This is a genomic window from Chelativorans sp. YIM 93263 (genome assembly GCF_028767125.1).
In the GTDB taxonomy this organism is placed as follows: Bacteria; Pseudomonadota; Alphaproteobacteria; order Rhizobiales; family Rhizobiaceae; genus Chelativorans.
In genome coordinates this window covers 164,624-178,052 of the sequence record NZ_JAKCWP010000005.1, presented here as the reverse complement: position 1 = coordinate 178,052, position 13,429 = coordinate 164,624, and the positions used below count along the sequence as shown (strand labels likewise).

At 62.6% G+C, this 13,429-nt stretch carries 12 protein-coding genes; 1 reads left to right on the top strand and 11 read right to left on the bottom strand.

All coding sequences use genetic code 11. The features are described from left to right. Nucleotides 1–562 precede the first annotated feature (562 nt). The 9 genes from LY631_RS12260 to LY631_RS12220 form a co-directional block, all read right to left on the bottom strand. A complete protein-coding gene (locus tag LY631_RS12260) occupies nucleotides 563–2,128 on the bottom strand; it encodes an FGGY-family carbohydrate kinase (protein WP_274425688.1) in 1,566 nt (521 codons plus the stop codon). Then, nucleotides 2,128–2,805 carry an HAD family hydrolase gene (locus tag LY631_RS12255; protein ID WP_274425687.1) on the bottom strand — a complete coding sequence of 226 codons (678 nt, stop codon included), beginning with the start codon at nucleotides 2,803–2,805 and terminating at the stop codon, nucleotides 2,128–2,130. Before LY631_RS12255 ends, LY631_RS12260 begins: the two co-directional genes overlap by 1 nt. A gap of 78 nt (nucleotides 2,806–2,883) precedes the next feature. Next, on the bottom strand, nucleotides 2,884–4,359 hold the full coding sequence (locus tag LY631_RS12250; protein WP_274425686.1) for a mannitol dehydrogenase family protein: 1,476 nt from the start codon (nucleotides 4,357–4,359) through the stop codon (nucleotides 2,884–2,886). Between the two features lie 42 nt (nucleotides 4,360–4,401). Then, on the bottom strand, nucleotides 4,402–5,175 hold the full coding sequence (locus tag LY631_RS12245; RefSeq protein ID WP_274425685.1) for an L-iditol 2-dehydrogenase: 774 nt from the start codon (nucleotides 5,173–5,175) through the stop codon (nucleotides 4,402–4,404). Then, nucleotides 5,175–6,173: an ABC transporter ATP-binding protein gene (locus LY631_RS12240; protein WP_274425684.1), complete on the bottom strand. Its 999-nt coding sequence runs from the start codon at nucleotides 6,171–6,173 to the stop codon at nucleotides 5,175–5,177. Before LY631_RS12240 ends, LY631_RS12245 begins: the two co-directional genes overlap by 1 nt. A gap of 14 nt (nucleotides 6,174–6,187) precedes the next feature. Continuing rightward, entirely contained in the window at nucleotides 6,188–7,018 is an 831-nt protein-coding gene (locus LY631_RS12235; protein WP_274425683.1) for a carbohydrate ABC transporter permease, read from the bottom strand. 10 nt (nucleotides 7,019–7,028) lie between these two features. Then, nucleotides 7,029–7,901 carry a carbohydrate ABC transporter permease gene (locus tag LY631_RS12230; RefSeq protein ID WP_274425682.1) on the bottom strand — a complete coding sequence of 291 codons (873 nt, stop codon included), beginning with the start codon at nucleotides 7,899–7,901 and terminating at the stop codon, nucleotides 7,029–7,031. An 81-nt stretch (nucleotides 7,902–7,982) separates the two neighbouring features. Beyond that, nucleotides 7,983–9,296: an ABC transporter substrate-binding protein gene (locus LY631_RS12225; RefSeq protein WP_274425681.1), complete on the bottom strand. Its 1,314-nt coding sequence runs from the start codon at nucleotides 9,294–9,296 to the stop codon at nucleotides 7,983–7,985. A 244-nt stretch (nucleotides 9,297–9,540) separates the two neighbouring features. Beyond that, entirely contained in the window at nucleotides 9,541–10,485 is a 945-nt protein-coding gene (locus LY631_RS12220; RefSeq protein WP_274425680.1) for a sugar-binding transcriptional regulator, read from the bottom strand. Between the two features lie 245 nt (nucleotides 10,486–10,730). Between LY631_RS12220 and LY631_RS12215 the strand changes: the two genes are divergently transcribed. Then, complete coding sequence (locus tag LY631_RS12215) at nucleotides 10,731–11,882, top strand: PQQ-dependent sugar dehydrogenase (RefSeq protein ID WP_274425679.1); 1,152 nt, start codon at nucleotides 10,731–10,733, stop codon at nucleotides 11,880–11,882. 12 nt (nucleotides 11,883–11,894) lie between these two features. Here the strand turns inward: LY631_RS12215 and LY631_RS12210 are convergent, their stop codons facing one another. Continuing rightward, a complete protein-coding gene (locus LY631_RS12210; protein WP_274425678.1) occupies nucleotides 11,895–12,881 on the bottom strand; it encodes an LLM class flavin-dependent oxidoreductase in 987 nt (328 codons plus the stop codon). A gap of 153 nt (nucleotides 12,882–13,034) precedes the next feature. Then, nucleotides 13,035–13,379 carry a DMT family transporter gene (locus tag LY631_RS12205; protein ID WP_274425677.1) on the bottom strand — a complete coding sequence of 115 codons (345 nt, stop codon included), beginning with the start codon at nucleotides 13,377–13,379 and terminating at the stop codon, nucleotides 13,035–13,037. Nucleotides 13,380–13,429 lie beyond the last annotated feature (50 nt).

The following is a 13,429-nucleotide window of genomic DNA, read 5'->3' as shown; positions in this document are numbered from 1 at the left end:
TTTCGCCGTCTGGCCATTGTTGAGAAAGCGGGAAGCGGGGCGCGTGCTCCGGACTTCTCACTTCTATGTCAGGCACGTTTGCACGCGCCCCGCCGGTGGACATTGCCGCCGTCGGCCGGCCGCTCGCAAAGGCCCGTACCTGGGACCCTGCTTGCGGCTTCACCCCCGTTGACATGTCCCGCCGGGCGACCTCCTGTCTCAGCCTCCGAGAGAGGCTCGGGATCGTAACCGCCCGACCGGCCGGGGGCACCGGCCTGTCGCGGAACCTTCGAATTGCGGGTCTCGGTCCCGCCGCCCAAAGGCTCGCCACCGCCGCCCTCCCGAACACCCGGTGCGCATCCGGTTCCCGCGAGAGCGATGGGTCGGATGATAAGAGCGGCTGAGAGGGCGGGGATAAACAAGCGGGAAAAAAGTTCGAAGTATTTTCCGATATTGCGCAAAAACAGATGGTTAGCTGACGAGAAAAATGTCTGAGGCGCCGATTTTATCCCCGCGCGAGGAGGAATCCGGAGGTGGCGCGCTGTGATCCAGTCGGCGAGCCCCTCACTTCGCACCCGCGCTCTCACGCCAGGGCGCGGTGCTCCTTCTGGAGCTTCAGGAACGTGCGGTAGTCGCGGTCGTAGCTCTCCGCGCGTCCAGGATCCGGCCGGCGGACGCCGGCGGATGGCCGCATGGCGCGACAGCTTTCCGACAGGCTTGGGAACCAGCCGGCGGCCGCCGCCGCGACCATGGCCGTGCCGAGGAGGACGGCGTCCTCCGTCTGCGGCTCGTGGACCGTACGCCCTGTCGCGTCCGTATAAAGCTCCATGAGCAGCGGATTGCGCCGGTGGCCGCCGGTAACGTGGAGTGTTTCCACCCGATAACCGTGCGCGGCAAGATGGTCGAGGATTTGCCGCAGGCCGAATGCAATGGCAACGGCCGTGCGCCAGTAGACGCGGCACAGCGTATCGAAAGAATAGTCGAGTGAAAGTCCAATAATGCCGCCGCGCGCATGCGGGTCGGCATGGGGAGAACGGTTGCCGTGGAAATCCGGCAGGACGTGTATGCCGGACGCGAACGCCGCACCTTCCGCCTGCCGCAACGTGTCGATGCGCTGCACGATGGCGCGATGCGTGGCGGCATCCGGTTCGCGGCCTCCGCCGAACATACGGATGATGTGGTCGAGCAGCGCTCCGGTCGCCGACTGGCCGCCCTCCCAGAGCCAGAAACTCGGAATGGCAGCGCCGAAATAGGGGCCCCAGACCCCGCTGACCTGGCGCATTTTCGGCGCCATTCCCATCAGGCAACTCGATGTACCGGCAATCAGCGCTACATGGTGCTCGACGTCTTGTTCTTCGAAACCACCGATCGTGCCGAGCGCGCCGGCAAAGGCATCGATAACGCCCGTGCCTACGACACACTCCGCGTCGAGCCCGAGCGCGGTGGCGGCTTGGGGTGTCAGGTGCCCTACGGTGTCACCGACCGGCGTGGCCCGCCGCGGCAGCCCGCCGCGCTCGATCATATCGGAAATGCCGAGGCTCTCGAAAAAGTCCTGCTGCCAGCCGTTCTCGTGGGCGAGGTAGGTCCATTTGGCCGTCAGCGTGCATTGCGAGCGGGCGGTCGAGCCGGTCGCCTTCCAGGTGAGGAAATCGGCGAGGTCGAAGAAATGGGCCGCGCTTGCCCAGGTCTCCGGCTTGTGCCGCTTCAGCCACATCAGCTTCGGCGTCTGCATTTCCGGAGACATGACGCCGCCAAGATAGTCGAGCACGCGGTTCCCGGTGGCGGTGCATTCATCGGCTTCGGCGAGTGCCCGGTGATCCAGCCAGACGATCGTGTCCCAGCGGCTGTCGCCGGTCGTGGATACGCTGAGCTGCTTGCCATCCCCGCCGCGCACGACCAGCGAGCAGGTGGCGTCAAAGGCGATTGCCGCGATGCGCTCCGCGCTTGCATCGGCGGCTTCCCGAGCCGCTTCCACGGCGCGGCAGACCGCGCGCCAGATATCCTCGGAATCATGCTCGGCGTGATTGGCGCCGGGCCTGTTCATCACGATCGGATGCTCCTCGCGCGAGAGGAGCTTGCCGGTTCTGTCGACAATTGCGGCGCGGGCGCTTCCGGTGCCGACATCCACCGCGCAGACAAGATCGCGCATCAGGGGGCCGCGCCGAGGCCGGCAAGGAGGGTAGGAAGCTGCCGCATATCGTCAAAAACGTGGTCCGGCTTCAATGTCTCGAACGTTTTGCGCAGGTCGGCGGGGGCGGCGTGGGAGCCGCCGACAAAACCCAGCACGCGCATGCCCGCGCGCCTAGCCGCCTCGATTCCGGCGGGGCTGTCCTCAACGACCACGCATTCGGCGGGAGCGGCGCCCATCGCGCCGGCCGCATGAAGGAACAGGTCGGGGGCGGGTTTTCCGTTTGCCACCATGGTGGAACTATAGATGTGCGGCTGGAAATAATCCAGAAGGCCGGTGACGGTCAGTGACAGATGGATGCGCTCCGGCTGGCTGGAGGAGGCCACGCAGCGGGCGATGCGCGATTCGGTGAGAACTGATGCCAGCCCCTGCATGGGACGAAGCTCGCGGCGGAAACGCTCATAAAGCCGCGCGCGCATATCCTCCAGGTGAAGATCGGTGATGGCAAAGCCGAATTCCGCCTTTACCGATGCTGCGATGCTGGCCATCGAGCGCCCGAGAAAACGGCCATAGGCATCATCGATATCGATGCGCAGACCGGCTTCGTTCAGTATTTCCAGGAGAACGGCGATGGAGATCGGTTCGCTGTCGACCAGAACGCCGTCGCAATCGAAGATGATGAGCCGGGGGGCATTCACGAGGCGATTCCGGCGATTCGGCGAAGCTCAGGACAGAGGCGGGCGTGAAAGAGCGTTGCCATATCCATTCCGCTACACCTACAGCCGCCCCTCGAGATAGCGCGTGAGCACCTTTTCCGTCCCGTGCTCCCACAGGGCGGAAAGCGCTCTAGTGAAGGCGGTCCGGAAGATCTCCGAGCGCGCCACCTCTCCGTAGATGTCCTCCATGCCGAGCCACGCCTGCGGATCCTCCTTTGCCTTATGCGCCTGCGCCTGCAGACGCTCCCAGGCGGGATCGTTGGGCTCTACGATCTTGCCGCGTTCGCTGACGCCGTAGCAGTAGCGGCACCAGAGAGCCGACTCCAGCGCCAGGCCGTCGATCCCCGCGTTTTGTGCCAGCCGCTCTGCGATGGAGGGGACGATGAACTTGGGCTGGCGGTTCGAGCCGTCGAAGCAGAGGCGGCGGACCGTGTCGCCGATCTTAGGGTTGGAGAAGCGCTCCTCGATCAGGCGGAAGTACTCAAGAAGATCCATATCGGGCACGGGTGGGACGACGGGAATGATTTCCTCGTACTCGATCTTTTCGAGAAAGGCGCGCACGAACGGATTCTCCATCGCTTCGTGCACATAGTGGATGTCCAGAAGACCGGCCGGGTAGGCGATGGCGGCATGGCCGCCGTTCAGGATACGGATCTTCATATGCTCGTATGGGGTGACGTCGGGCACGAACTGCACGCCGACCTCTTCGAGCGCTGGGCGACCGGCCGGAAAATCGTCTTCCAGCACCCACTGCTTGAAGCCTTCGCAGAAGACGGGGCAGGCGTCCTCGATGCCGTAGTCCGCCGCGCAGATCTGCCGTTCGCGGTCACTCGTGGCGGGGGTGATGCGGTCGACCATGCCGTTGGGGAAGGCGACGTTTTCTCCGATCCAGGCGGCAAGCTCCGGGTCGAAGAGCGCGGCTAGGCCTACCACTGCATTGCGGGTGACAACGCCGTTGTGGGGGATGTTGTCGCAGGACATGACGGTGAAGGGCGGGATGCCGGCGGCCCTTCGGCGTTTCAGGCCGGCCGCGATGAGGCCGAAGACAGTGACGGGATCCTCCGGGGCGGCGCCGTCGGCGGCGATGTCGGGATGAGCCGGGTCGAACCGGCCGGATGCATCGATGAAGTAGCCGCCTTCGGTGATGGTGAGCGAAACGATGCGAATGGCCGGATCGGCAAGTTTCGCGATGGTGGCGGCGGTGTCGCCGGGTTCGAGATAGTCGATCATGGCACCGGTCACGCGGGCCGTGCTGCGGTCGGCATCCTGTTCGACAACGGTGGTGAGATTATCCTGGCGGGCGAGAAGCTGGCGCATCTTCTCGTCGGAGGGCAGGACGCCGGCGCCGACGATCGCCCAATCATGGTCACGTCCCTGGTTGAACAAGGCATCGAGATAGACGGCCTGGTGCGCGCGGTGGAAATTGCCGATGCCAAAATGAAGAATGCCGGCGGTAAGCTGTGCGCGGTCATAGTTTGGTACGGCCGCTTGGCTGGCGATCCGGTCCAGCGCTCGTGTCGAAAGTTCAATGCGCATGGTTTCTCTTTTGGCCGTGTCGTTCAATTGCTCTGCCCGCCCTCAGTTCATCCAGTTGCCGCCGTCGACGTTGTAGGTCTGGGCGACGATGTAGTCGGCCTCCCGAGAGGCCAGAAAAACCGCCATGCCGGTGAGATCCTCCGGGCGGCCCATACGCCCATAGGGGACGGCTTCGCCGACCAGGCGCTTCTTCTCGCCGAGGGGGCGGTTTTCGTGCTTTGCGAAGAGGGCATCCACGCCGTCCCAGTGTTCGCCATCGACCACGCCGGGGGCGATGGCATTGACGTTGATCCCGTGCTTGATGAGATCGAGCCCTGCGGATTGGGTCAAGCTGATGACGGCAGCTTTTGTCGCGCAGTAGATGGCGACCAGCGGCTCGCCACGGCGGCCGGCCTGGCTTGCCATGTTGATGATCTTGCCGCCCTTGCCGCGCGCGATCATGGAGCGGGCGACGGCCTGCATCGTGAACAGGGTGCCGGCGACATTGATGGAAAAGAGGCGGTCATAGCTCTCGCGCGTGATCTCCACGATGGGCGCGAGATCGAAGAGTGCGGCGTTATTGACCAGAATGTCGACGCCGCCGAGACGCTCTTCCGCTTCTCCGATCGCCTTTTCGATCGATCCCTGGTCGGTGACGTCGAGGTGAATCGCGACTGCGCTTTCGCCCATTTCGGCTGCGGCCATTTCGGCGCCTTGCAGATTGATGTCTGCGATGGCCACGCGGGCGCCTTCCTCGACATAACGCGCGGCGAAGGCGCGGCCGATGCCACGTGCGGCACCCGTGACGATGGCGGTCTTTCCTTGCAACCGGCCCATCAGAAAACCTTCCCTTCAGCGTCGAAACGGTGGATTTTTTGCGGATCGGGCGTGAGGTGAACGGTGTCGCCGTGGCGCACTTCGTATTCGCCGCCGGCGCGCACCGTGATCTGGCCGATACCATCTGCGCTCACGTGAAGGAGCGTGTCTGCGCCCAGGTGCTCCGCTACGCCGACAGTTCCCTTCCAGGGGCCGTCGTTGGGAGAAAGATGGATATGCTCCGGCCTTATTCCGATCGTGGCGGCGCCGTGTTTCGCGGCTTCGGTGCCGCCGATCAAGTTCATCTTCGGTGAGCCGATGAAGCCCGCGACGAAGAGGTTTTGCGGGCTGCGGTAAAGCTCGAGCGGGGAGCCTACCTGCTCGACACGGCCCGCCTGTAGCACCACGATCTTGTCGGCCATGGTCATGGCCTCGACCTGATCGTGGGTCACGTAGACCATGGTCGTCTTCAGCTTCTGGTGAAGCTCGCTGATCTCCAGACGCATGGTGCTGCGCAGGGCTGCGTCGAGGTTCGACAGCGGCTCGTCGAAGAGGAAGGCTTTGGGCTGGCGCACGATGGCACGGCCGATGGCGACGCGCTGGCGCTGGCCCCCGGAAAGCTGGCCGGGACGGCGGTCGAGATAGTCCGTCAGATTGAGGATGCGCGCGGCGTCTTCCACCTTCTTCGCGCTGGCGGTCTTGTCCTCGCCCGCCATCTTCAGCGGGAAGGCGATATTCTGGCGCACGGTCATGTGCGGATAAAGCGCATATGACTGGAAGACCATGGAAAGGCCGCGCCTTGCCGGCGGCTCTCGCGTCACATCCTCGCCGTCGATGCGAATGGCACCTTTGGATGTGTCCTCGAGGCCTGCGATGAGACGCAACAGCGTGGACTTTCCGCAACCGGACGGGCCGACGAAGACCACGAACTCGCCATTCTCGATCGTCAGGTCGATCTCCGGGATGACGACGGTCTGGCCGAAGGATTTCGATACGTTCTCGAGCGTTATTTTTCCCATTTTCTCCCCTCGGCCTACTTCACTGCGCCGAACGTCAGGCCACGGATAAGCTGGCGCTGCGAGAACCAGCCCATGATGAGAATCGGCGCGACAGCCAGCGTCGATGCGGCCGACAGCTTAGCCCAGAACAGCCCCTCCGGGCTCGAATAGGCGGCGATGAAGGCGGTCAGCGGCGCTGCGCTGGATGCCGTCAGGTTCAGTGTCCAGAACGCCTCGTTCCACGCCAGGATGATATTGAGCAGCATGGTCGAGGCGATGCCCGGCAGCGCCATCGGCGTCAGCACATAGACGATCTCCTTGGCCAGCGAGGCGCCATCCATGCGCGCGGCCTCGAGGATCTCGCCGGGAATCTCGCGGAAATAGGTGTAGAGCATCCACACGATGATCGGCAGGTTGACCATGGTCAGTACGCCGACCAGCCCGATGCGGCTGTCGAGAAGCCCGGCATCGCGGAAGAGAAGATAGATCGGGACGAGCACGCCGACTGCCGGGAGCATCTTGGTCGAGAGCATCCACAGGAGGATTTCCTTGGTGCGTTTGGTGGGCGAGAAGGCCATTGCCCACGCGGCCGGAACAGCGATCAGCAGGCCGACGATCGTGGAGCCGACGGCAATGATGATCGAGTTGCTGAAATATTTGAGATAGTTCGAGCGGGCCTGGACCTCGACATAGTTTTCCAGTGTCCAGTTGAAGAACATCAAGGATGGCGGCGTGGCGATCGCTTCGCCCTCCGTCTTGAAGCTTGTCAGGAACGTCCAGAGAATCGGGAAGAAGAGCGCAAGACCTATGGTCCATGCCACGATGGTGGTGATCCATTTTCTGCGGGTGGAGACTGCGCGTGCCATGGCTTAATCCTCAAGCGTCCAGATTCTTGCCGACGATGCGCATCAGGAAGATGGCGACGATGTTGGCCAGGATGACCGCGATGATGCCGCCGGCCGAGGCGCTGCCGACGTCGAACTGGAGCAGGGCCTGAACGTAGACGAGGTATGTCAGTGTCGTGCTCTGGAGTCCCGGTCCGCCATTGGTCGTTACCAGGATCTCGGCGAAGATCGAGAGCAGGAAAATCGTTTGGATAAGGATGACGACGGTGATCGCGCGGGAAAGGTGCGGCAGCACTATGTAGATGAAGCGGGAGAGGGGCCCTGCGCCATCCATTTCCGCCGCTTCTTTCTGTTCTTCGTCCAGCGATTGAAGTGCGGTGAGCAGGATGAGGGTCGCGAAGGGCAGCCATTGCCAAGCGACTATCATGATGATCGAAAAGAGCGGGACTTCGGCAAACCAGTCCACCGGTTCGAGGCCGAAAAACCGCGCCACCATGGCGAAGAGGCCGTAGACCGGGTTCATGAACATGTTTTTCCACACGAGTGCGGAAACGGTGGGCATCACGAAGAAGGGCGCGATGACCAGAAGCCGGACAATGCCCTGACCGAAAAAGGCCTGATCGAGCAGGAGGGCCAGTGCAATGCCGCCGCCCACCGAGATGAGAAGCACGCCGCCGACCATGAGCAAGGTGTTGGCGATGGCGGTAAAGAAGGCCGGATCGGTGAGGAAATAGCGATAGTTCGTGAAGCCGGTCCATTCCTCCATGCCCGGCATCAGCAGATTGTAACGCAGGAGGGAGAACCAGATGGTCATGCCGAGCGGCACTGCCATCCACAAAAGCAGGGACACCACGGCAGGCGCCATCATCAGGCGCGCGGTCGAGCGTGTGTGCATGGTTGCCATCGGTTCTTCTCCGGCAGAGTGCGATCGGAAAAAAGGGGCCGCCTGCGCATTCATGCGAGGCGACCCAGGCAGGGAGGCGACTTAATCGATGTAGCCGCTCTTCGTCATTTCGCGCTCGGTAAGTTGCTGCGCCGACTGCAGAGCCTGATCGACCGAAACCTGGCCGGCCAGCGCTGCGGAGAACTGCTGCCCCACGGCGGTGCCAATACCCTGGAACTCGGGAATGGCGACGAACTGCCCGCCCGAATAAGGCACTTCCTGGACCGAGGAGTTGGTCGTGTTGGCGGCGTTCATCGCCTCAAGCGTCTCGTCGGCGAAGGGCGCCGCTTCGAGGTACTCCTCATTCTCATAAAGCGAGGTGCGCGTTCCCGGCGGCACGTTCGCCCAGCCTTCTTCGGAGGCTACGAGTTCGGTGTATTCCTTGGATGTCGCCCAGGCGATGAATTGCTTGGCGGCATCGATTTTTTCCGAACTCGCTGGGATGGCCAGCGACCACACCCACAGCCAGTTGCCGTGATTGTCGAGGTCCTGATGGGTCGGGAACTGGGCGAAGCCAACGCTGTCGGCAACCGTGGACTCATCCGGGTTGGTCACGAACGAGGCGGCGACCGTCGCGTCGATCCACATGCCGCATTTGCCCGATTGGAAGAGCGTCAGGTTCTCGTTGAAGCCGTTGGAGGAGGCTCCGGGAGGGCCGGCATCGTTCATCAGGTCGACATAAAACTGCACGGCGTTCTTCCATTCCTCGCTGTCGAACTGGGGCTGCCAGTCCATGTCGAACCAGCGCGCACCCATGGAATTGGCGAGCGCGGTCACGAAAGCCATGTTCTCGCCCCAGCCCGCCTTGCCGCGCAGGCAGATGCCGTAGACTTCGTTCTCCTTGTCGGTGATCTGGCGCGCCGCATCGGCGATGAAGCTCCAGGTGGGCGAGTCCGGCATCTCGAGCCCGGCCTCTTCGAACAGATCGGTGCGGTACATGATCATGGCGCTTTCGCCGTAGAACGGGGCGGCATAAAGCGTGCCGTCCACCGATAGCGCATCCCGCACGGCCGGCAACAGGTCATCGACGTCGTAATCCTCGCCCAGACCGTCGAGGGGAGCGAGCCAGTCCTGCTCGGCCCAGATCGGCGTCTCGTAAGCGCCGATGGTCATGATATCGTACTGGCCGCCCTCGGTGGCGATATCGGTGGTGACCCGCTGGCGAAGGACGTTTTCTTCCAGCGTCACCCAGTCCAGATCGATGTCCGGGTGCTTTTCCGTAAAATGATCCGACAGCTTCTGCATGCGGATCATGTCGCCATTGTTGACGGTGGCGATCGTCAGCGTCTCGGCCTGGGCAGCGGTGCCGCATGGGACGAGAAAGCTTGCTCCGAGGAGCACAGACTTGAGTTTCATGAATTCCTCCCAAGGAAGATACTTGAGCAAATGCTATGCTCTTGAGCAATTATTCAATAAACGGCATGGGAGTCAATCCGCATTCGTTGCTGCGGTGCAGCACACGTATCGCTTGCCAGTGGAAACTGCGAACATCCTATGGAGCACTGTACCGGCGGAGGGGCTGGAAACTTATAACCGGCGACGAGCGCTTGTTGCGCGTTATCGCCAAAGGGCATTGATTCGCTAGCGGGCCCTGTGCATCTCACTTGGTGTTAAGCAAAGCCTCGGCGGTGGCCTCGTCCGTGATCAGGCCGTTAACGAGGCGGCCCTTGAGCGCGATGCGGATGCCGGGCAGCTTGCGCGGCCCCATGGCGGAGGCGATGACGAGTGACGATTCCGCGTCGGGCAGCGGGGCACTGGCGACGCGCTCGTTGGTGATGCCTTCGACGAGGCGGCCCTCGGCGTTGTAGGTCCAACCGACGATTTCCGTTACGGCCTCTGCGTCACGGAGCGCCTGGAGATCCTCCTTCGTGATGAAGCCATCAAGATAGAGCGGCGCCTGATCGTCCAGTTCGCCGATCCCGACGAATGTCACGTCCGCCTGCGCGGCAAGGGCCAGCGTGTTGCGGATCATCGGCTGCGCATGCAGCGCTGTGCGCTCGCTCTCGGAAGACGCGATGACGGGCAGCGGCATGGGGAAGAAGCGCGCCTTCACCTTGTCGGCCATCGTGAAGACAACGTTGTAATAGGCGGCAGAGCCATCCGGCGAGATGTTGCCGGTGAGGGAGACCACCTGGTGCTGGGGGCAGTCAATCGTGCTGAGCTGCTCGACCGCGGCGCGCAATGTGCGTCCCGTTCCGACGGCCATGACGATCGGATCCGGGCGTCTCAGCCAGTTGGTTATCTCGATTGCCGTTGCCTGGGCAACGCCGAGTGTGGTCGAGGTGGAATCGGGATCGGTGGGCACTACCTCGCAGAAGGAGAGCGCGTAGGTCTCCCGCAATTCCCTCGACAGGTCGAGGCACCTGGCGATGGGATAGTCGATGCGGACCTTCACCAAGCCTTCCGACACGGCGAGGGAGACGAGGCGCTGAGCGGACTGCCGGGAGACGCCGAGCTTCGCAGCGATCTGATCCTGTGTGTTACCGGCGACATAGTAAAGCCAGGCGGCGCGCGCTGCGTCGTCAAGCTTACCGTTTCCCGCCATATGCCCGCTCCAGAGTATGTTCGCTTCGGTTGCCGGGCCGGGAAGACTCCTCACCGCGCCGCGAAGCTGTCATTCTTACGCATTCGATTCAGCATAGAAGCCGGTCCTTACATTGTGAATACGGGAACGATCGCAGCGGACTGCAATGGAGGTGGGAACATGGGATGTGTTGCGGGATTGGGCCGGTAGCGGCGTTCCGGTTTGCCTCATGCCCCAGGCGGATCAATTGTTAACAGGAGGAATCCATGACGAAAATGGCGCTTCGCAGTTCCGCGGCAATGGCCGCCTTTCTCCTCGCTTTTCCCGCGGCGGCGGTGGATGAGGTGTTCGAGACCCAGGGGCCGTCGATCCATGTGCAAACTGTTGCGGACGGGCTGACGAATCCGTGGGCGATTACCTTCCTGCCCGACGGCAGCATGCTGGTGACGGAGCGCCCGGGCAATCTTCGTCACGTAACGGCCGAGGGAGAGGTTTCGGACCCCATCCAAGGTGTGCCGGAGGTATTTGCGCAAGGGCAGGGCGGGTTGCTCGACGTCGCGCTGGACCCGAACTTCGCAGAAAACCGGCTCGTCTATGTAAGCTATGCCGAACCCGGTGAGGGTGGCAATGGGACGGCTGTCGCGCGGGGAACGCTCAGCGACGATGCCACCGCGCTCTCAGATGTCGAAGTCATATTCCAACAGCAGCCCAAGGCGAACAGCAGCGCGCACTACGGATCGCGGCTTGTGTTCGACGGCGAGGGACATCTCTTCGTGACGTTGGGTGAGCGTTTTGCCGAGCAGTTCCGCGTTCAGTCTCAGGATCTCGACTCTCATCTGGGGAAGATCGTGAGGATCAATCCCGATGGATCGGTTCCGGACGACAACCCGTTTGCCGGCCAGGAGGACGCGCTGCCTGAAATCTGGTCCTATGGCCATCGCAACATCCAGGCGGCGGCAATGAATCCTGAGACGAACGTGCTTTGGGAGATAGAGCACGGCCCGCAAGGCGGTGACGAACTGAACATTGTCGAGCCGGGCGAGAACTATGGCTGGCCGGTGGTCTCGCTGGGCGTCAACTATGATGGTACGCCGGTCGGTGAGGGCATTCAGCAGGCGGAAGGCATGGTCGATCCTATCCATAGCTGGTCGCCCGTGATCGCTCCTTCGGGTATGACCTTCTATGGCGGCGAGGCCTTCCCAGATTGGCAGGGTGATCTTTTCGTCGGCGGGCTGGCGTCCACCGCCCTGGTGCGGCTGGAAATCGGCGGAGAAAATGTGACGGGCGAAGAGCGTCTGCTCGAAAGTCTCGGATTGCGCATCAGGGATGTGACGGAAGGCCCGGACGGCGCAATTTACGTGGTCACCGACGAGAGCAATGGCGAAATCCTGCGCATCGAGCCCGCCGATGATGCATGAGTGTGCAGCCGGCTATAGCTCCCGTGCAGCTTCCGCGATGATCTCGAAGGAGCGCAAGCGTGCGGGATGATGGTAGATATCCGAGACCACCATGAGCTCGTCGGCGCCGGTTTCCTCAAGCAGCGCTTTGATGCCGGCACGCACCGTATCGCTTGAGCCGATGATCGTGCGTTCGAGCATCTTCATCGCGCGCGCCCTTTCGGCCGGTGTCCAGTAGGTCTCGATGTCCTCGATGGGCGGTTGGCTGAGCCCCCGCGTTCCACGCAGCAGATTGACGAAGGACATCTGCTGGGTCGTGGCAAGGCGCTTTGCTTCGGCCTCGGCTTCGGCGGCGATGATGTTCACGCCCACCATTGCATAGGGTCGGTCGAGCTGCGCGGACGGCTTGAAGCGGCTGCGGTACAACTCCAGCGCCGGCAGGAGCATGTCGGGCGCGAAATGAGAGGCAAAAGCGTAGGGAAGACCGAGCTCGGCAGCCAGCATGGCGCCGAAATTACTCGACCCGAGTATCCATAGCGGCACGTCCGTGCCGGCTGCGGGAACGGCCTTGATCCGCTGATCGGAACTCGGCGGAGCGAAATAGGACTGCAACTCGACGACGTCCTGCGGGAAATTTTCCGCCGCTTGCGGCGTGCGGCGGAGCGCGCGGAGCGTCAGCTGATCGGTTCCGGGCGCGCGGCCAAGCCCCAGGTCGATGCGGTCCGGATAGAGCCGGGCAAGCGTGCCGAACTGCTCGGCGATGACATATGGCGCGTGGTTGGGGAGCATGACGCCGCCCGCGCCCACGCGAATGCTTTTTGTTCCACCAGCGATATAGCCGATGACCACCTGCGTAGCGGCGCTGGCGATCCCCTCCATGTTGTGGTGTTCGGCGATCCAGAAACGCCGATAACCCCAGTTTTCCGCGTGTGCTGCGAGATCGCGCGCGTTTTCGAGTGCGCCTCGGGCATCCGTTTCTTCACTGACCCGGGCAAGATCGAGAATGGACAAGGCGGTCATGAGCAGCTCCCGTATGGCGGACTGAAAATGCGCGGGGCAATCGTGCCGGTTGCCTCGGGCCGGAGACGTTCGATCCCACTATATGGAGATTGCGTCTACCCGACATCAAGGCGAACGCGCCGGGAGTTTTCATGCCGTGGCCCGGTATTGGACTCAGTGGGAGATCGAGTCGGAGAAGCCGTTCACGACCACGACTCCCAGAACGATCAGCCCCAGCCCGATCAGGGCTGCCCAATCGAGCGTCTGCTTGAAAACGATGACTCCGATGATCGAGATGAGGACAACGCCGAGCCCGCTCCAGATCGCGTAGGCAACGCCGACTGGTATCGCCTTTAGCGAGATTGAGAGAAAGTAGAAGGCGCCTGCGTAGCACACGGCCATTCCCGCGGTCGGCAGTAGGCGTGTGAACTGCTGGCTCTGCTGCAAGAACGATGTTCCGATGACTTCAAACACGATCGCAATCGCAAGCGAGCCGTAGGTGATCAGTGCCGGATTCATGAATCGCTCCCTTTGTGCGCCCCGGTATCGTACCCGCGAGATCGCCTTGC